Origin of the sequence: Streptomyces sp. NPDC026589, from assembly GCF_040638385.1 — a bacterium.
GTDB lineage: Bacteria > Actinomycetota > Actinomycetes > Streptomycetales > Streptomycetaceae > Streptomyces.
In genome coordinates this window covers 233032-250033 of sequence record NZ_JBEZYG010000014.1, presented here as the reverse complement: position 1 = coordinate 250033, position 17002 = coordinate 233032, and the positions used below count along the sequence as shown (strand labels likewise).

The window sequence follows — 17002 nt, the reverse complement described above, 5'->3', positions numbered from 1 at the left end:
GGGGCAGGGCCGGTAGAGGGGATGCATCGCGTGGGGATCGAGAGCGACCAGCTCGTCTACGACTACCTGAGCCGGGTCGGCGACCTGGCCCAGCAGCAACAGCTGTCGTCGGGCGCCCGGATGCGCCTGGTTTCGACACTTCGGGGCGAGATCGACCGGCAGCGCGGCACGGAGGGTGCGGACTCCCCGGCGACCGTGCGCCGCATCATCGGCAGGCTGGGCAGCCCGGACGAACTGGTCGCCGCGGCGGCGGAGTCGGCCGACGGCACGGTCTCGCTGCCGTCCGCCCGGACCGGGGCGGGGGGCGGCGAGCAGCAGCGGCGGACCTCGCTTCCCCGGCCCCGGGGCGGACTGCTCCGCAAGGAGCCGAGGGAGCCCAAGGAGCCGAGAAAGCCGGAGGAGCCCGCGCCGGGGGCGGGGGGCGGCCGGGCGGAGAAGGCCCTCCGGAAGCCGAAAGCCGGTTTCGGGTGGGGCGCGTCGCGCCGTGATCCCGAGGGCGGCGGCGGCAGTGCTCCGGTCGGTGCTTCCGGCCATGCGCCCGGCGGTGCTTCCGGCCATGTGCCAGGCGGTGCTTCCGACAGTGCGCCCGGCGGTGCTTCCGGCGGGGCGCCCGACCGGGCTTCGGGCGGCGCGTCCGACCGGGCTCCCGGCGGTGCTCCCGGCGGTGCTCCCGACCGCGCTTCCGGCGGCGCGTCCGGTGCGCGGTCCGCCGCCGTGCCCCGCCCGGCTGCCGCCCCCGACGACCAGGTGGCAGACGACGACGCCGTCCCCGCCCGCGCCTGGCCCGACCCCTCCGCCCCGCACATGGTCGGCCAGGACCAGCAGGGGGACGCGGACGCGACCGACTGGTGGCGCCTGGAGCCGGGCCCCTTCGACGAGGGGACCGCCATCCCCGGGTTCTTCGGCGGCATCGAGGCCCCGGAGCTCCTCGGGAGGCGGCCGAGGCCCATCGAGAAGGACGGGCAGGACGGGCAGGACGGGCAGGACGGGCAGGACGAGAAAGGCGCGGCGGACGGGAAGGCCGGAGGCAAGGGCGAGGCCGGGACCACCGCGCGCCGCCGCTCCCTGCGCCTCCTGAAGCTCCGTCGCCGCAAGGCCGCCGCGGCGGTCGCCGAGCCCGAGGCCGCCGCCTCCGGCCCCCGCGGCGGCTTCGCCCACCCGCTGCTGCTCCTGGCCGCCGTCCTGCTCGTCGCCGGTGTGGTCACCGGTTCCTGGCTGCCCCTGGCGGGCGGCTGGCTGATCGCGTACAGCTCGCGCACCCTCTCCCGTACGGAGGCGAAGTGGGCGGCGCTCGGCCTGCCGGGCGTGGTGGCGGCCGGGGCCCTCGCGTGGGTCTGGGGGCGGATGGAGGGGCGCTGGGGCGAGCCGATCCGCGAGGGCGCGATGCGGGACGTCCTGCTGGACACCTGGCCGGTGGTCGTCCGCCTCGCCGCCCTCGCCTCCGCGCTCTACCTGGTGTGGCGGGCGCGGAGGCGGGCCGGCTGAGCCGGGCGCCCACGGCGCGCTCACGGCGACGGACGGGCGGCCGGTTCGGCCGGCCCGCCCCGGCGAAACACCGGACGAGGGGCTACTTCGTCATGCTGGTCTCGAACTCCTCCAGGATCTTGCCGGCGGCCGTGTAGCCGATGCCCGCGATCCACAGCCGGTCGTCGACCTTGAAGACCTTGTCGTTCTTGGCCGCCTTCAGCCCCTTCCACAGGCCGCTGTTCATCGTCTTCGTCGTCCCGGCCTTGCCCGGGTCGCCGTACGTCGACGTGAAGATGACGTCCGCGTCCGCGAGGTCGATCTTCTCGGGCGACACGTCGTACGAGAACCCGTCCTTCGCCTTGTCCGTGATCGCGGGGCGGCCGGTGCCGATGTCGGCGAGGATCGAGCCGATGTAGTTCTGCTTGCCGTAGATGCGGATCTCGGCGCCCTCGACGAAGCGGACGAAGTTGACGTCCGTCGCGGCGGCCTTCTCCTTGCCGCCGAGCGCCTCCGTCACCTTCGCCACCTGGGTGTCGTACGTGGCGAGGACCTTCTTCGCCTCGGCCTGCTTGCCGAGCGCCTCCGCGTGTACCTGGAAGTTCTCCTTCCAGGCGCTGCCGGTCGCCTCCGTCATCACGGTCGGGGCGATCTTGCTGAGCTCCTCGTAGCGCTCCCCGTCGCGGACCTTGCTGGTGAGGATCAGGTCCGGCTTGAGCGCGGCGACGGACTCCAGGTTCGCGTTGGCGATCTCGCCGACCGGGGTGATGTCCTTCGTCTCGCTCGCGGGGAGGTAGGAGGGGAAGGCGTCCTCGGACGCCGAGTGCGTCGCGCCGACCGGCCGGACGCCGAGGGTGATCGCGGAGTCCAGCTCGCCGGAGTCCAGGACGACGACCCGCTTCGGCGAAGCGGGGACGTCGACGTCCCCGTTCGCGGTGGAGACGGTGCGCGTCTTCGCCGGGGAGTCGGAGGAGGAGTCCGCCGCCGGGTCGGAGGAGCCGCACCCGGCGAGGGTGAGCGCGGCGGTCACGGCGAGGGAGCCGGCGACGAGGGTGCGGCGGCGGTCGCGGAGGAGGGGAGTCATGTCACAGACCTTTCTGGGAGGGGGAGACCACCGGGGACGGGGTCCAGGGGGCACTCGGGACGACGAGCGGCGAACCCGTCACCGGGTCCGGGACGATCACCGCCTCCAGGCCGAAAACCTCGGCGACGAGCTCGGCGGTGACGACGTCCCCGGGCCGGCCCTCGGCGACGATCCGGCCCTCTTTCATGGCGACCAGGCGGTCCGCGTACCGGGCGGCCTGGTTGAGGTCATGGAGGACGGTGACGACCGTGCGGCCCCGGGTTCCGTCGGCGGCGGGAGAAGCCAACTGGCGCACCAGGTCGAGGACCTCCACCTGGTGCGCGATGTCGAGGTACGTCGTCGGCTCGTCGAGCAGCAGCAGGTCCGTCTCCTGGGCCAGCGCCATCGCGATCCACACCCGCTGGCGCTGCCCGCCCGACAGCTCGTCCACCGACCGGTCGGCCAGCGCCGTGACGTCGGTACGGGCCATCGCGTCGGTCACCGCCCGCTCGTCCTCGTCCGACCACTGCTGCCACCAGCTCTGGTGCGGCTGACGGCCCCGCGCGACCAGGTCGGAGACGGTGATCGCCTCGGGAGCGACCGGGGTCTGCGGGAGCAGCCCGATGGACCGGGCGATCTGCTTCGTGGGGAGCCGCGCCAGCTCCGTACCGTCCAGCAGGACCGCCCCGCCGCGCGGCTTCAGCAGCCGGCCGAGCGCCCGCAGGGTGGTCGACTTGCCGCAGGCGTTCGGGCCGACGATGACGGTGACCTGCCCATCGGGCACGGTGAGGTCCAGTTCGTGGACCACGGTGCGGTCCTCGTACGCGAGGGTCAGGGAGCGCGCGGCGAGCCTGCCGGTCCGCTGCGCCGTGTCGTTCGTCGGGCTCGGGCTCGGGCTCGGACTCATGCGGTGCCTCCACTGCGGCCGCGGTGACCGCGGATGATCAGCCAGATCAGGTACGGGGCGCCGACCGCCGCCGTGAGGACGCCCACGGGCAGTTCGGTGGGCGCGAACAGCTTGCGGGCGAGCAGGTCGCCGAGGACGACGATCACCGCGCCCAGCAGCGCCGAGGACAGCAGCGGGATCTGCGCGGTCCGGGTCAGCCGGCGGGCGACCTGCGGGGCGAGCAGCGCCACGAAGTCCACCGGGCCCGCCGTGCCCGTCGCCACGGACGCCAGGACCACACCGAGCGCGACGAGTCCCAGCCGTACGCGCCCCAGGCGCACGCCCAGCGCGACGGCGGTGTCGTCGTCCATCGCGACGGTGCGCTGCGCGCGGGCCGCCCAGGCGATGGCGGGCAGCAGGATCAGCAGCGTCCAGCCGATCGGGGCGGCCTCCGACCAGCCGCGCCCGTTCAGCGAACCGGTCATCCATATCTGCGCCTGCTGGGCGACCAGGTAGTCACCCTTGGTCAGGAACAGCTGGGTCACCGACCGCAGCGCGATGGCGAAGCCGATGCCGATGAGGACGAAGCGGGTGGCGTGCAGGCCGCCGCGCCACGCGAAGACGTACACGAGGGCCGCCGCCGCGATGCCGCCGACGACGGAGAGGTAGGGCAGGACGGTGTACGAGGTGATGCCGAAGGTCATCGCGCCGACCGTGAGCGCGCTGGCGCCCTGGCTGATGCCGATGATGTCGGGGCTGGCCAGCGGGTTGCGGGCCACCGTCTGGATCAGCGCCCCGGCGATCCCGAACGCGGCGCCCACCAGCAGCCCGACGACCATGCGCGGCAGCCGCAGCGTGCCCACGACCAGTTCGGCCGACGACGGCTGCCCGAGGATCACCTTCACGACCTCGCCGGGTGCGACGAAGCTCTCGCCGACGCAGAGGTAGACGACGCAGACGGCGGCCAGGAACACGGCGAGGGCGGCCGCGACGACGGACGCCCGCCGGTGCAGCAGGAACCGGCCGCGCGGACCGGCCTTCACGACGGAGTAGCCGGCGGGCCGGACCCGTACGGCCTTCACGGGCGCGGTCACGGCCGTCGAGGTCTCGCTCATGCGGGCACTCATGCGGGCACCGCCTTCCGGCGTACGAGGGCGACCAGGAACGGCACCCCGATCAGGGCCGTCATCACGCCCGCCGGGACCTCGCTCGGCGGGAACACGATCCGGCCGACGACGTCCGAGACCAGCAGCATCACGGGCCCGATCAGCGCCGCCATGGGCAGCACCCAGCGGTGGTCGTTGCCGACGATCGCGCGGGCGATGTGCGGGACGGCGAGACCGATGAACGCGATCGGCCCGGCGGCGGCGACCCCGACCCCGGTCAGCACGGTCGCCCCGACACCGCCGACGATCCGCACCGCGGCGACGTTCTGCCCGAGCCCCTTCGCCACGTCCTCGCCGAGCGCGAGCGCGTCCAGGCCGCGGGCGACGGAGAGCACGAGGACCGCCCCGACGAGGAGGAACGGCCACACCTGCTGGACGACGTCCGCCTCCCGTCCCGCGATCGAGCCGACCTGCCAGAAGCGGAACTCGTCCAGCGCGGCGGCGTTCGTCGTGAGGATCCCCACCGTCACCGAAACCAGCAGCGCGTTGATCGCCGCACCGCCGAGCGCGAGCTTCACCGGGGTCGCGCCGCCGCGTCCGCTGGAGGCGATGGCGTACACGGCGACCGAGGCGAGCGCCGCGCCCGCGAAGGCGAACCACACATACCCGGTGAGCGTGTGGACCCCCGCGAACGCGATGGCCGTCACCACCGCGACCGAAGCGCCCTGGCTGATGCCGAGGATGCCGGGGTCGGCGATGGGGTTACGGGTGATGCCCTGGAGCACCGTGCCCGCGAGGGCCAGCGCCGCGCCGACCATCAGCCCGATGAGCGTGCGCGGCACCCGCATCGTGCGGATCACCTCGGCGGCGTCGGAGTGCCCGCCGTGCAGCAGGACGTCGAACACCTCGCCCGGAGGAATGGACCGCGCCCCCACGGCGAGGCTCAGCAGGACCGCCAGCAGCAGCGCGAGCACGGCCCCGGCGGTCGAGGCGGCACGTCGGGAGAGGCGGGGTGCACGGGGTGGCGCGGCGGTCCGCACGGGCGCTGACGCTGACATTTCACCCAATCGGGACGGACGCGGACGTGACGGAACGGAGGGGACGCCGGGGCGCGGGGCCAGGACGGTAAGGCTTGGCTAAGTGCGCGTCTCAGTCTAAGCGGCCGGATTCCGGCACCGACGGGGGCTTCGGAACAGCCTCCGGCCGGTCGGCACAATGGCACGCATGACTTCCACGGATCAGAACACTCCCCAGCACCCGCTTGAGCACTCCCCCGCGCCCTCCCCCCGGCGCCCTCTGACGGTCGGCTTCGACCTCGACCTGACGCTTGTCGACTCCCGGCCGGGTATCGCCGCTGCCTTCCGGGCCCTCTCCGCGGAGACGGGGGTGGAGATCGACGTCGACCGGGTGGTGAGCCGGATCGGCCCGCCGCTGGAGACGGAGATGGCGCACTGGTTCCCGGCCGCCGAGGTGGTCGCCGCCGCCGACCGCTACCGGGCCATCTACCCGGACCACGGGATAGCCCCGAGCACGGCCCTCGCCGGGGCGCGGGAGTCGGTGGCGGCGGTCCAGGCGCTCGGTGGCCGGGCGATCGTCGTCACGGCGAAGTACGAGCCGAACGCGAAGCTGCACCTGGCCCACCTCGGCATCGAGCCGGACACGGTGATCGGCTCACTGTGGGCGGAGGCCAAGGGGGAGGCGCTGCGCGAGCACGGCGCGCAGGTGTACGTCGGCGACCACACCGGCGACGTACGGGGGGCCCGGGTCGCCGGAGCGCTGTCGGTCGCGGTGACGACGGGCCCGTGCGACGCGGCGGAGCTGCGGACGGCGGGCGCGGACGTGGTGCTGGAGGACCTGACGGGCTTCCCGGCCTGGCTGGCCGCCTTCGAGGCGGCCCGGGCGGCGTGACGCGGCCCGGGCGGCGTGGCGGGGAGGGGCGTCAGGCGCGGTTCGCGGCCCGCTTCGGAGAGTTGGACCAGGCCGAGCGCACGACGCCCGCCCCGGCGATCAGGAACCCGACGCCCATCAGCATGCAGACCGCGTACGCGACCGGAGGGAACGGGTCCGTGCCCAGGAACAAGGGGGCCACAGTGACCAGAGTGGCCAGTGCGCCGACGAAGAAGACGATCGCGCCGACCTGAACGAGCCGGTCACCTGCGCCTGAAGGAGTAGTACTCACGCGACCAGGGTAGTTCCCAGCCCGGAGGAACTCTCCGGCGACGTCTTGTCACCGGCCCTAGGCCCATTAGCCTGGGACCGGGCGGGTCACGGTGACCCGCTGTACTGCTATCCGGAGCCGTTTTCCCTGGGGACCGGCTCTTCCGCACACCGACGAGTACGAGGACGAGGACAGACGTGCCCACCGGCAAGGTCAAGTGGTTCAACCCCGAGAAGGGCTTCGGCTTTCTCTCCCGCGACGACGGCGGCGACGTCTTCGTCCACTCGTCGGTTCTCCCTGCCGGAGTCGACGCCCTCAAGCCCGGCCAGCGCGTGGAGTTCGGCGTGGTCGCGGGCCAGCGCGGCGACCAGGCCCTTTCCGTGGTGGTCCTCGACCCCACCCCGTCCGTCGCGGCCGCGCAGCGCCGCAAGCCGGACGAGCTGGCGTCGATCGTGCAGGACCTGACGACGGTCCTGGAGAACATCACGCCGCAGCTGGAGCGGGGCCGCTACCCCGACAAGGCCTCCGGCGCGAAGATCGCGGGCCTGCTGAGGGCGGTCGCCGACCAGCTCGACGTGTAGCGGACGCACCCCGCCGAGGCGCTGTCGTAGCGCGGCCCCTGCCGGGTCAGGCCTGGCTCTCCGCGAAGAGCCGGGTGGACCTGCCCAGGGCCGCGCGCACAGCGCCCGAGCGGGTCAGCGGAGCGCGGGCGACGTTCGGGGACCGTGAGGTGCCCTTCCGGTCCGCTCAGGGGAACGCGAGCGCGTCCGGGCCCAGCGGCGGTACGAGTCCCTCGGCCGCCGCGCGGGTCAGCAGGCCGCGGATCGCCGCGTAGCCGTCCTCGCCGAGGTCGGCGGTGAACTCGTTGACGTACAGCCCGATGTGCTGGTCCGCCACCGCCGGGTCCATCTCCTGGGCGTGCTCCAGGACGTAGGGCCGGGAGACCTCCGGGTGGTCCCAGGCGAGCCGGACCGAGCTGCGGATCGTGTCGGCCAGGCGGCGCAGGGTCTCCGCGCCGAGCGAGCGCTTGGCGATGATCGCGCCCAGGGGGATCGGGAGGCCCGTGGTGTCCTCCCAGTGGCGCCCCATGTCGGCGAGGTTGTGCAGACCGAAGTTCCGGTACGTGAAGCGGGCCTCGTGGATGACCAGGCCGGCGTCGACCTTGCCGTCCCGCACGGCGGGCATGATCTCGTCGAACGGCATCACGACGACCTCGCCGACGCCGCCCGGCACCATCTCCGCCGCCCAGAGCCGGAACAGCAGGTACGCCGTCGAGCGCTCGCTCGGCACGGCGACGGTCCGGCCGGTCAGGTCGAGGCCCAGCTCCTTGGTGAGGACCAGCGGACCGCAGCCCCGGCCCAGCGCCCCGCCGCACGGCAGCAGCGCGTAGTCGTCGAGCACCCACGGCAGCACGGCGTAGGACACCTTCAGGACGTCCAGTTCACCGCGCTCGGCCATGCCGTTGGTGATGTCGATGTCCGCGAAGGTCACGGCCGGCACGGGCGCGCCGGGGACCCTGCCGTGCGCCCAGGCGTCGAAGACGAAGGTGTCGTTGGGGCAGGGGGAGAAGGCGATCTCGATCGGGTCCGGGTTCGCTTCAGCTTCAGTGGTCATGCCGGTGCCAACCTTCCAGTACGGCTGCGGTTTTTCCGAACGCGTCCGTGAGCGCCGCCAGCGCGTCGCCGATGCGCCAGGCGTCCCGGTCGCGGGGGCCCACGGCGTTCGACACCGCCCGCAGCTCCAGCACCGGCACATCGGCCCGGGCGGCGGCCTCCGCGACCCCGAAGCCCTCCATCGCCTCGGCCAGCGCCCCCGGGTGCGCGGCGAGCAGGTCCCCGGCGCGCTCGGCGGTGCCGGTCACGGTGGAGACGGTGAGGACGGGTCCGGCGGCGGCGCCCGCGGCGGCCGCCACCTCCCGTACGAGCGTGGGCGGGGCGGTGAAGCGGTCCCGGCCGAAGCCGAGCGCGGTGACCGGCAGGAAGCCGTCGGGGGTGTCGGCGCCCAGGTCGGCGGCGACGATGTCGCTCGCCACGACCAGCGAGCCGAGCGGCGTCAGCGGGGTGAACGCCCCGCCGATCCCGGCCGAGACGACCAGTCCGTACGGCGTGGACGCCGACGCGGAGGCCGCCGCCAGGGCGAAGGCGGTGGCCGCGGCGGCGGCGGCCGGGCCCGCACCGCCCGCCAGGACGTCGAACGCCCCGGCGCGGTGCAGCTCGCCCCCCGGCAGCGCCACGATGTCCGGCGCGCCCCCGAACGCACGCGTGACCGCGTCCCGTTCCACCGGGACAGCGGTCACGACCAGCACACGCACGGATACAGCCTCAGGGTCGAGGACGGGGGAGGGGCGCTCTCGGTCGAGCGGGTCAGTCCTTCTTGAGCTCGAACTGCCAGATGCCCGTGAGCTTCTTGCCCTTGGTCTCCACGATGGAGATGTTCGTCTTCTCGGACGGCTGGCCCGTCTGGCTGGCGAAGAAGGCGCTGCCGGGGATCGTCCGGTAGGTCTTCTCGTACGGCTCCTGCTCGGCCTGCTGGCCGTTGATGAAGAGCGTCCAGCCGTTCTCGGCGATCTCGGGGTCGACGCCGAAGCGGACCTTGTCGTCCATGGAGACCGTGAGGGACTTCTCGGCCTTCTTGTTCAGGCAGCCCTGGATCAGGGACTCCTTGATCGCCTCGCCGTCGTTGTAGCAGGCGGCCTCGGTGTTCACCGAGTCACTGCCGACCGTCACGGTGGCGAGCGGCGTCGGCTTGTCGCAGGCGGACAGGACAAGGAGTCCCGCGGACACGGCACCAAGAGCGACGCCGATTCGGCGGCCCTTACCGGAGAAGAACGCAACGGTCATGGGCCGAAGGCTATCGGTCGCCTCGGCTCATGCCACGCGGGGGTGCGGCGTGCCGCGCCGTGCGGACCCGAGGAGGCCCCGTACGGACGTGGCCGCGCCGAGCGCGAGAATGCCCGCGGCGACCGACATGCCGAGCACCGCGTTGAGCGGCAGGGCGATGCCGATGGCGCCGCCGACCACCCACGCCATCTGGAGCAACGTCTCGGACCGGGCGAACGCGGAGGTGCGGACCTCCTCGGGCACGTCCCGCTGGATCATCGCGTCGAGCGACAGCTTGGACAGGGCCTGGGTGAAGCCGGCGACCGCGCCGAGCGCGGCGACCAGCACGGTGGAGAAGAAGACCGCGGTCAGGACCGCCACGCCCAGCGCGAGCCCCAGCACCGTCGCGATGATCACCTCGGGGCCGCGGGCCCGCAGCCAGGAGCCCACCGCCGTACCGCAGGCGTTGCCGACGCCCGCCGCCACGCCGACGATGCCGAGCGAGACCGCCGCGCTCTGCCCGGCCAGCGGGTGCTCGCGCAGCAGGAACGCCAGGAAGAAGATGAGGAAGCCGGAGAGGGCCCGGTGCGCGGCGTTGGCCTGGAGCCCGTGCAGGACGGACCCGCCGACGGACCGCAGACCCGGTGGCCGCTCCTTGGCCGGCTTCTCCCCGTTGCCGCGCCCGCGGAGGCCCGCCCGGGTGCCGCCCTTGCCGGGGGTGGGACGCGGGGTGGCTTCCTCGTGGTGCGGGACGATCAGCCGCGCCCGGCGCTCGCCCTTCGCGGAGTCGACCTTGGGCGGCAGGGTGAAGGCGAGGAACGTGCCCGCGACGAAGATCGCGCAGGCGCCGTAGAGCGGCCACGGTGAGCCGATGGTCTGGAGGCCCGCCCCGATCGGGGCCGCCACCCCGGTGGCCAGCAGCCCCGCCAGGGTGACCCGGGAATTGGCCTTCACCAGGGAGAACTTCGGTGGCAGCAGCCGTGGCACGACCGCGCTGCGCACCACGCCGTACGCCTTCGACGAGACCAGGACGCCCAGCGCGGCCGGATACAGCTCCAGACCCCCCGTGGCGACCGCGCCCGACATGGTGATCGCCAGCAGCGCCCGGGCCAGCATCGCGCCCGCCATCGCGGCGCGACGGCCGTGCGGCAGCCGGTCCAGGAGCGGGCCGATCACCGGGGCGAGGAGAGTAAAGGGGGCCATGGTGATGGCGAGGTAGAGGGCCACCCTGCCCCGCGCCTCGTCCGTGGGCACCGAGAAGAAGACGGTGGAGGCGAGCGCGACCGTGATCATGACGTCGCCCGCGCCGTTCACCGCGTGCAGTTCGATCAGTTTTCCGAGGCCGGATTCCCCCGCGCCGTGGGCGTGCGTCGCCTTGCGGATACCGCGCGCCGTGCCGGTGAACGGGGCGCGCAGGGCATGGCCCGTCGCCCGCCCCGCCCTGCGGAGCGGGCCGGGACCGTCGTGCGACCTGGCGGCAGTCACCCCGTCATAGTGCCCCAACCCCGGCCGGTATGAACGGCGATCGGCCGCGGACGCGCGTGTGACGTCCTGTCGGACGAGCGCGCCGGGACCGACCGGGGCCCTGCCGCCACCCGCGTCCGAACGGCATCGGCGGGCCCGCCGACGGGAACGGATACGGCACGTTTGGGGCGGGCAGGTGGGCGCAGCGCGGCGGAGAGGGTAGCGTGCGTAACGCGCCACCGGCGGTTGTTCTTGGCCGCGCGCCTCTCGGCGATCCCGCAGAATGGGTGGCAGAAGGCGCGCCCGAGGCAGGCACAACGGGTGTGGACGTCGACGCGGCCCTCAGGTCCGCTCCGCCCGCACTTGTCTGGCCGAAACGGCAATCGTGCGGCAGCCGGCGCGCTCGTGAGACTGGCGTATGGAGAGAAGCGAAGACCTGTGAGTGCTGCGACGACGACGCGAAGCCGTACGGCCCGGACCCCCGTTCCCGACCGCCTGTGCGCCGAGGCGGTGGACCTCGCGCGCGCGGCCGCGGAGGAGGCCGCCGCGCCCGGTGTGGTCGGTGAGCACATCGGCGTGGTCTCCGAGGGAGACCGGGTCGTCACCCACTACTTCGAGGCCAAGGAGCCCGGGTACCGGGGCTGGCGCTGGGCGGTGACGGTGGCGCGGGCCTCCCGCGCGAAGAACGTCACCCTGGACGAAACGGTGCTGCTGCCGGGGGACGACGCCCTCCTGGCGCCGGAGTGGGTGCCGTGGAGCGAGCGGCTGCGCCCCGGCGACATGGGCCCCGGCGACCTGCTGCCCACCGAGGCGGAGGACCTGCGCCTGGAGCCGGGCTGGACCGGTGAGGACGAGCCGCCGCCGAACTCCGTGGTCTCCCGTGAGCTGGCGGAGCTGGTCGACGCGGAGGACGCCGAGCTGACGGACCGGCCGGTGGCCGCCACCAGCCGCGGGTCCATCGCCGCGGTCGCCGACGAGCTCGGTACGCGCCGGGCGCGGGTGCTGTCCCGGTACGGGCTGTACGCGGCGGCCGACCGCTGGGACGAGGAGTTCGGCCCGAAGACGCCGATGGCCCAGGCGGCCCCGGCGACGTGCGTCAGCTGTGCGTTCCTGATCCCGATGGCGGGCTCCCTGAAGCAGGCCTTCGGGGTGTGCGCGAACGAGTTCGGCCCGGCGGACGGGCATGTGGTGTCGCTGGCGTACGGCTGCGGCGGGCACTCGGAGGCCGCGGTGATGCCGACGCCGCCGAAGCCGGCGCCGCACGCGCTGGACACGATGCGGGTGGACGCGTACTCGCTGCGGCCGGAGCGCGGTGGGGGCTCCGTGCCGGCCGAGACGGACGGGGCGTCGGAGGACCTGGGTCACTCCTGACGCTCCTGCCCGCTGAGGGGTCCGGGCTTGCGGTGCGCCCTTGCAGCCCGTCCGGCGTTTGAGGACGGAACCGTTGCTGTGGGGTGGGGTGCCCATTCCAGCCCGTCCGGCGTTTGAGGACGGAACCGGCGCTGTGGTGGCGGGTGTCGCTGCGGGGTACCGGGCCCCAGGGACCCTTCGCTGTGCCCGCCCACCCGAGCAAGGGTTCCGTCCTCAAACGCCGGACGGGCTGGGAATGCCGGGCTTGCCGGTCACCGTGAGGGCCGGGCGGGCCGGGATGGCCGGGCTTGCCGGTACGGCGGAGGCGGCGCGCGCGGTACCTTCGGGCGCACACTGGGCCGCACAGGCATACGCGGTCCCCACCCAGCGGAGGAGTCGAGAGCGTGAGCATGAAGGCGACCGAGGGGGCCGATCCGTTCGGGACGGCACGGCTGCGGCGCGGCGTGCTCGACGCGTGGGGGGCCGGGCCCGCCCGGTTCCGGGAGGACGCCAACGCCGAGGAGGACCTCGCGCTCGGCGGCTACCGTGACCGCCTCGTCGTCGAGCTGGCCCAGAACGCCGCCGACGCCGCCGCCCGCGCCCGCGTCCCCGGCAGGCTCCGTCTCACCCTGCACCCCGCCGCCCCCGGCGACCCGGACGACCGCTGCGTGCTGGCCGCCGCCAACACCGGCGCGCCGCTCGACGCCACCGGTGTGGAGTCCCTGAGCACCCTGCGGGCCTCCGCCAAGCGCGAGGGGCACGAGTCCTCCGTCGGCCGCTTCGGCGTCGGGTTCGCCGCCGTCCTCGCGGTCAGCGACGAGCCCGCCGTGCTCGGCCGGCACGGCGGCGTCCGCTGGTCCCTGGCGGAGGCCCGCGAGCTGGCCCGGGGGGCGGCCGTCGGAAGCCCCGGCCTCGGCGACGAACTGCGCCGCCGCGACGGACACGTACCGCTGCTGCGCCTGCCGCTGCCCGCCGAGGGCTCCGCGCCCGACGGGTACGACACCGTCGTCGTGCTGCCGCTGCGCGACGGCACCGCCGAGGACCTGGTGGCCCGGCTGCTGGCCGCAGTGGACGACGCGCTGCTGCTCACCCTGCCCGGCCTGGACGAGGTCGTCATCGAGACCCCGGACGGGACGCGGACCCTCAGCCGTTCGGCCCACGGCCCGTACACGCACATCGACGACTCCGCGCACGGCCTGGGCCGCTGGCGCACCGTGCTCCACCACGGGCCCATCGAGCCCGCCCTGCTCGCCGACCGCCCGGTCGAGGAGCGGCTGCGCCCGCACTGGTCGGTGACCTGGGCGGTGCCGGTCGACGAGGCGGGCGCCCCGCTCCACCCCCGTACCGCACCCGTCGTGCACGCCCCGACGCCCACCGACGAGCCGCTCGGCATCCCCGCCCTGCTCATCGCCTCCCTCCCGCTGGACACCGCCCGCAGGCACCCCGCGCCGGGGCCACTGACCGACTTCCTGGTGGAGCGGGCGGCCGACGCGTACGCGGAGCTGCTGGGCTCCTGGCGGCCCGTGTCGACCGGGACCATCGACCTGGTGCCGGGGCCGCTGGGCAAGGGCGGCCTGGACGGGGCCCTGCGCGGGGCGATCCTGGCCCGGCTGCCCCGGGTCGCGTTCCTGGAGCCCGCCGCACCCCGGGACCCCGAGGCCGAGCAGGGCTGGGCGGACGACTGGGACCGGGACCAGGACCGGGACCGTACGGAGAGCGCCGCCGACACCTCCGCCCTGCGGCCCGTGGAGGCGGAGGTCGTCGAGGGCGTCGGGGCCGAGACCGTACGGGTGCTCGCCGAGGTGCTGCCCTGTCTGCTGCCCGCGGGCCTGGAGCGGCGCCCCGAGCTGCGCACCCTGGGTGTCGCCCGCGTCCCCCTGACCGAGGCCATCGACCGCCTCGCCGGTCTGGAGCGCGACCCCGCCTGGTGGCACCGGCTCTACGACAGCCTCGCGGGCACCGACCCCGACCGGCTCACCGGCCTCCCCGTTCCCCTCGCGGGCGACCCGGACGACGGGCGGGCGGGCCGTCCGCCGCGCACCACGATCGGACCCCGGCAGGTCCTGCTGCCGCTGCCGGACGCGCTCACCGGCCCCGTCCTCGCCCGGCTCTCCCGCCTGGGTCTCAAGGTCGCCCACCCGGACGCCGCGCACCCGCTGCTGGAGAAGCTCGGGGCCCTGCCCGCCACGCCCCGCTCCGTGCTGAGGACTCCTCAGGTGCGGGCGGCCGTCGCCGGTTCGCTGGACGCGGGGGAGATCTGGGACGAGGACGCGCTCGGCGGCGAGGAGCTGGCCGAGACCGTGCTCACCCTGGTCCGGGACGCCGAGCTGGCCCCCGGCGACGAGCCCTGGCTCGGCGCGCTCGCCCTCCCCGACGAGGACGGCGAGCTGTCCCCGGCGGGTGAACTCGTCCTCCCCGGCAGCCCGTTCGCGCAGGTCATGCGCGAGGGTGAACTCGCCCTCGCCGACCAGGAGCTGGCCGACCGCTGGGGTGAAGGCCCGCTCACCGCCTGCGGGGTGCTCGCCACCTTCGCCCTCGTGCGAGCCACCGATGTCGTCCTGGACCCGGACGAACTGGAGCCCCGCGACAGCGACTTCGCCGAACCCGACGACGCCGGGCTGCTGGACGCCGTCGACGTGTGGTGCGAGGACCTCCTCGATCAGCTGCCCGAGACGCCGGTGCCGCCCGTCGCCACCGAGATCGTCGCCGTACGGGATCTGGACCTGGTCGACGACGACGCCTGGCCGCAGGCGCTCGCGATGCTGGCGAAGCCGCCGCTGCGCGACGCGCTGACACAGCCGGTGCGGGTGCTGCTCCCGGACGGCACGACGCAGTCCGTGCGCCCGTACACCGCGTGGTGGCTGCGGGACCACCCCGTGCTGGACGGCCGCCGCCCAGCAGGACTGCGCGCGGCGGGCGGCGACCCCCGGCTGGCCGGGCTCTACGACGCGGTGGACGCGACCGGCTTCGACGACGCCCAGGTGCTGCGGGCCCTCGGGGTGCGCACCTCGGTCGCGGCCCTGCTGGACGAGCCGGGCGGCGCGGCGGAACTGCTGGGCCGGCTCGCCGACGAGGACCGCCCCGTCACCCCCGTACAACTGCACGCGCTCTACACGGCGCTCGCCGAACTGGACCCGGACCAGGTGACGTTGCCGGACGAGCTGCGCGCGGTGGTGGACGGGGACGTGGCCGTGGTCGACGCGGCGGACGCCGTGATCGCGGACGCCCCCGATGTGCTGCCGCTGACGGAGGGCCTGCCGCTGCTGCCCGTAGCACCTTCCCGGGCCGCCGAGTTGGCCGAGCTGCTCCAGGTGCGGCGGCTCGGCGAGACGATCGAGGCGGGCGTGACGAGCGAGGGCGAGGAGCACCGCGTACCGGAGCCGGTCCGCGTGCTGCTCGGACCCGGGACCCCGGACACGTACGTCGAACACCCCGAACTCCGCGCGGGCGGCGTCGAACTGGACTGGCGCCGCACCCCGGACGGGACCGTCCACGCCGCGACCCTGGAGGGTGTGGCGGCCGGCCTGGCCTGGGCGGCCGGTCAGTGGCCCCGCCGCTTCGAGGTCGCGGCCCTGCTGGAGGACCCGTCCCGGACGGAGGAGCTGGCCCGGGACCGCTGGTTCGACTGAGGCGGATGCCGGGCGCTGTCCGCGTCCGGCGGTCAGGGCCCGGGTGGGCGCGCACCGAAGTGTCTTCACGAGAAACGCATATGCGTGTACAACCCTTCACGGGTGAGGCCGGTCTGATCAGACGAGTCACGGATTGCCGTCCGTAAGCAATCACCTCATGACCGTTCGGACCGGCCGCCAGGATCACCCTGGGCAAGGCCCTTTCTCCACGGGGAACACATGCGTATGCGTACATCTGCCGGCGTTGTCGTCGCCGGTGCTCTGGCCGTCTCCGCCCTCGCCGTCCCGGCCGCTCAGGCCGGCGGCGGTTCGGGTGACACCGCCATCACGAAGGTGACGGTCAACGGCGGCGCGGCTGTCGTCGTCGGCACGTCCGCCGCCAAGAAGTTCTCGGTCACTCTCACGGCCAAGGACGACTCGGGCATCAGTGACGCGGACGTCACTCTCTTCGGCCCCTCGTTCGGCATGCTGTCCCCGTCCAGCACCAGTTGCTCGGGCAACACGTGCACCGCCAAGTTCGTCGTCGACCCGAAGGTGGACCTCGCGTACAACAACGAGGTGGCCGGCACCTGGTACGTCGACGCCTGGGTGGACGCCAACGACGGCGACTACGTGTGGACGGAGAAGGTCAAGTCGTTCAAGTTCCAGCGTGCGTCAAAGCTCACGGTGAACGCCTCGCCGGAGCCGGTGAAGAAGGGCAAGACCGTCACCGTCACCGGGAAGCTCACGCGCGCCAACTGGGACACGTTTAAGTACCACGGGTATGCCAAGCAGTCCGTGAAGCTCCAGTTCAAGAAGAAGGGCGCCAAGAGCTACACGACCGTCAAGACGATCAAGAGCAGCGCGACCGGCGGTCTGAAGACCACGGTGAAGGCGTCCAAGGACGGCCACTGGCGCTACAGCTTCGCCGGGACGTCCACCACCCCGGCCGTCTCGGCCGGCGGTGACTACCTCGACGTCAAGTAGCGACCGGCGCGGGGCGCTCCCGGAGCGCAGGGCCTCGGGAGTACTTCGCCTCGACCTGCTTCACAGAAAAGTCACAGGTCCGCACAACCGTTCACCC

15 protein-coding genes are annotated in these 17002 nt (G+C 73.9%); 6 read left to right on the top strand and 9 right to left on the bottom strand.

Annotation, left to right across the window (positions count from 1 at the left end; genetic code table 11):
* Positions 1–21: 21 nt before the first annotated feature.
* Positions 22–1485, top strand: a complete 1464-nt coding sequence (locus AB0F29_RS24810; RefSeq protein WP_361875726.1) for a hypothetical protein — start codon at positions 22–24, stop codon at positions 1483–1485.
* 82 nt (positions 1486–1567) lie between these two features.
* Here AB0F29_RS24810 and AB0F29_RS24805 read toward each other — a convergent pair whose 3' ends face one another.
* From AB0F29_RS24805 to AB0F29_RS24790, 4 genes are read right to left on the bottom strand one after another with little or no spacing between them, the layout of a single operon-like run.
* Positions 1568–2548 carry an iron-siderophore ABC transporter substrate-binding protein gene (locus AB0F29_RS24805; RefSeq protein WP_361875723.1) on the bottom strand — a complete coding sequence of 327 codons (981 nt, stop codon included), beginning with the start codon at positions 2546–2548 and terminating at the stop codon, positions 1568–1570.
* Between the two features lies 1 nt (position 2549).
* Positions 2550–3434: an ABC transporter ATP-binding protein gene (locus AB0F29_RS24800; RefSeq protein ID WP_361875720.1), complete on the bottom strand. Its 885-nt coding sequence runs from the start codon at positions 3432–3434 to the stop codon at positions 2550–2552.
* A complete protein-coding gene (locus AB0F29_RS24795; RefSeq protein WP_361875801.1) occupies positions 3431–4528 on the bottom strand; it encodes an iron ABC transporter permease in 1098 nt (365 codons plus the stop codon). Before AB0F29_RS24795 ends, AB0F29_RS24800 begins: the two co-directional genes overlap by 4 nt.
* Before the next feature lie 8 nt (positions 4529–4536).
* Entirely contained in the window at positions 4537–5577 is a 1041-nt protein-coding gene (locus AB0F29_RS24790; RefSeq protein ID WP_361875717.1) for an iron ABC transporter permease, read from the bottom strand.
* 166 nt (positions 5578–5743) lie between these two features.
* Here AB0F29_RS24790 and AB0F29_RS24785 point away from each other — a divergent pair, with 166 nt between their 5' ends.
* Positions 5744–6427 (top strand): HAD family hydrolase, encoded by a 684-nt coding sequence (locus AB0F29_RS24785; RefSeq protein ID WP_361875714.1) that lies wholly within the window; start codon positions 5744–5746, stop codon positions 6425–6427.
* A gap of 31 nt (positions 6428–6458) precedes the next feature.
* On the opposite strand, the gene AB0F29_RS24780 is transcribed toward AB0F29_RS24785, so the two are convergent.
* Complete coding sequence (locus AB0F29_RS24780; RefSeq protein ID WP_215107772.1) at positions 6459–6698, bottom strand: hypothetical protein; 240 nt, start codon at positions 6696–6698, stop codon at positions 6459–6461.
* A 176-nt stretch (positions 6699–6874) separates the two neighbouring features.
* Here AB0F29_RS24780 and AB0F29_RS24775 point away from each other — a divergent pair, with 176 nt between their 5' ends.
* Complete coding sequence (locus AB0F29_RS24775) at positions 6875–7258, top strand: cold-shock protein (protein ID WP_361875710.1); 384 nt, start codon at positions 6875–6877, stop codon at positions 7256–7258.
* Between the two features lie 166 nt (positions 7259–7424).
* Here the strand turns inward: AB0F29_RS24775 and AB0F29_RS24770 are convergent, their stop codons facing one another.
* The 4 genes from AB0F29_RS24770 to AB0F29_RS24755 are packed head-to-tail and all read right to left on the bottom strand — an operon-like array spanning position 7425 to position 10981.
* A complete protein-coding gene (locus AB0F29_RS24770) occupies positions 7425–8291 on the bottom strand; it encodes a 1,4-dihydroxy-6-naphthoate synthase (protein WP_361875707.1) in 867 nt (288 codons plus the stop codon).
* Positions 8281–8988 (bottom strand): futalosine hydrolase, encoded by a 708-nt coding sequence (locus AB0F29_RS24765; protein ID WP_361875705.1) that lies wholly within the window; start codon positions 8986–8988, stop codon positions 8281–8283. The genes AB0F29_RS24770 and AB0F29_RS24765 overlap by 11 nt, the downstream gene beginning before the upstream one ends.
* A 52-nt stretch (positions 8989–9040) precedes the next feature.
* Positions 9041–9517: a DUF2771 domain-containing protein gene (locus AB0F29_RS24760; RefSeq protein ID WP_361875703.1), complete on the bottom strand. Its 477-nt coding sequence runs from the start codon at positions 9515–9517 to the stop codon at positions 9041–9043.
* Between the two features lie 27 nt (positions 9518–9544).
* Entirely contained in the window at positions 9545–10981 is a 1437-nt protein-coding gene (locus AB0F29_RS24755) for an MFS transporter (protein ID WP_361875700.1), read from the bottom strand.
* A 417-nt stretch (positions 10982–11398) separates the two neighbouring features.
* Between AB0F29_RS24755 and AB0F29_RS24750 the strand changes: the two genes are divergently transcribed.
* From AB0F29_RS24750 to AB0F29_RS24740, 3 genes are all read left to right on the top strand, one after another.
* Positions 11399–12331 (top strand): DUF3027 domain-containing protein, encoded by a 933-nt coding sequence (locus AB0F29_RS24750; protein ID WP_361875698.1) that lies wholly within the window; start codon positions 11399–11401, stop codon positions 12329–12331.
* Positions 12332–12720: 389 nt separating this feature from the next.
* Positions 12721–15939, top strand: coding sequence for a molecular chaperone Hsp90 (locus AB0F29_RS24745; protein WP_361875799.1), 3219 nt, complete (start codon positions 12721–12723; stop codon positions 15937–15939).
* A 219-nt stretch (positions 15940–16158) separates the two neighbouring features.
* On the top strand, positions 16159–16905 hold the full coding sequence (locus AB0F29_RS24740) for a calcium-binding protein (protein WP_361875695.1): 747 nt from the start codon (positions 16159–16161) through the stop codon (positions 16903–16905).
* Positions 16906–17002: the final 97 nt, after the last annotated feature.

What these genes read in the sequence shown, in the direction of transcription:
- AB0F29_RS24770 (WP_361875707.1), bottom strand. Translation starts at nt 8,291, where the DNA reads ATGACCACTGAAGCTGAAGCGAACCCGGACCCGATCGAGATCGCCTTC.
- AB0F29_RS24785 (WP_361875714.1), top strand. Translation starts at nt 5,744, where the DNA reads ATGACTTCCACGGATCAGAACACTCCCCAGCACCCGCTTGAGCACTCC.
- AB0F29_RS24790 (WP_361875717.1), bottom strand. Translation starts at nt 5,577, where the DNA reads ATGTCAGCGTCAGCGCCCGTGCGGACCGCCGCGCCACCCCGTGCACCC.
- AB0F29_RS24800 (WP_361875720.1), bottom strand. Translation starts at nt 3,434, where the DNA reads ATGAGTCCGAGCCCGAGCCCGAGCCCGACGAACGACACGGCGCAGCGG.
- AB0F29_RS24795 (WP_361875801.1), bottom strand. Translation starts at nt 4,528, where the DNA reads ATGAGCGAGACCTCGACGGCCGTGACCGCGCCCGTGAAGGCCGTACGG.
- AB0F29_RS24740 (WP_361875695.1), top strand. Translation starts at nt 16,159, where the DNA reads ATGCGTATGCGTACATCTGCCGGCGTTGTCGTCGCCGGTGCTCTGGCC.
- AB0F29_RS24805 (WP_361875723.1), bottom strand. Translation starts at nt 2,548, where the DNA reads ATGACTCCCCTCCTCCGCGACCGCCGCCGCACCCTCGTCGCCGGCTCC.
- AB0F29_RS24760 (WP_361875703.1), bottom strand. Translation starts at nt 9,517, where the DNA reads ATGACCGTTGCGTTCTTCTCCGGTAAGGGCCGCCGAATCGGCGTCGCT.
- AB0F29_RS24810 (WP_361875726.1), top strand. Translation starts at nt 22, where the DNA reads ATGCATCGCGTGGGGATCGAGAGCGACCAGCTCGTCTACGACTACCTG.
- AB0F29_RS24745 (WP_361875799.1), top strand. Translation starts at nt 12,721, where the DNA reads ATGAAGGCGACCGAGGGGGCCGATCCGTTCGGGACGGCACGGCTGCGG.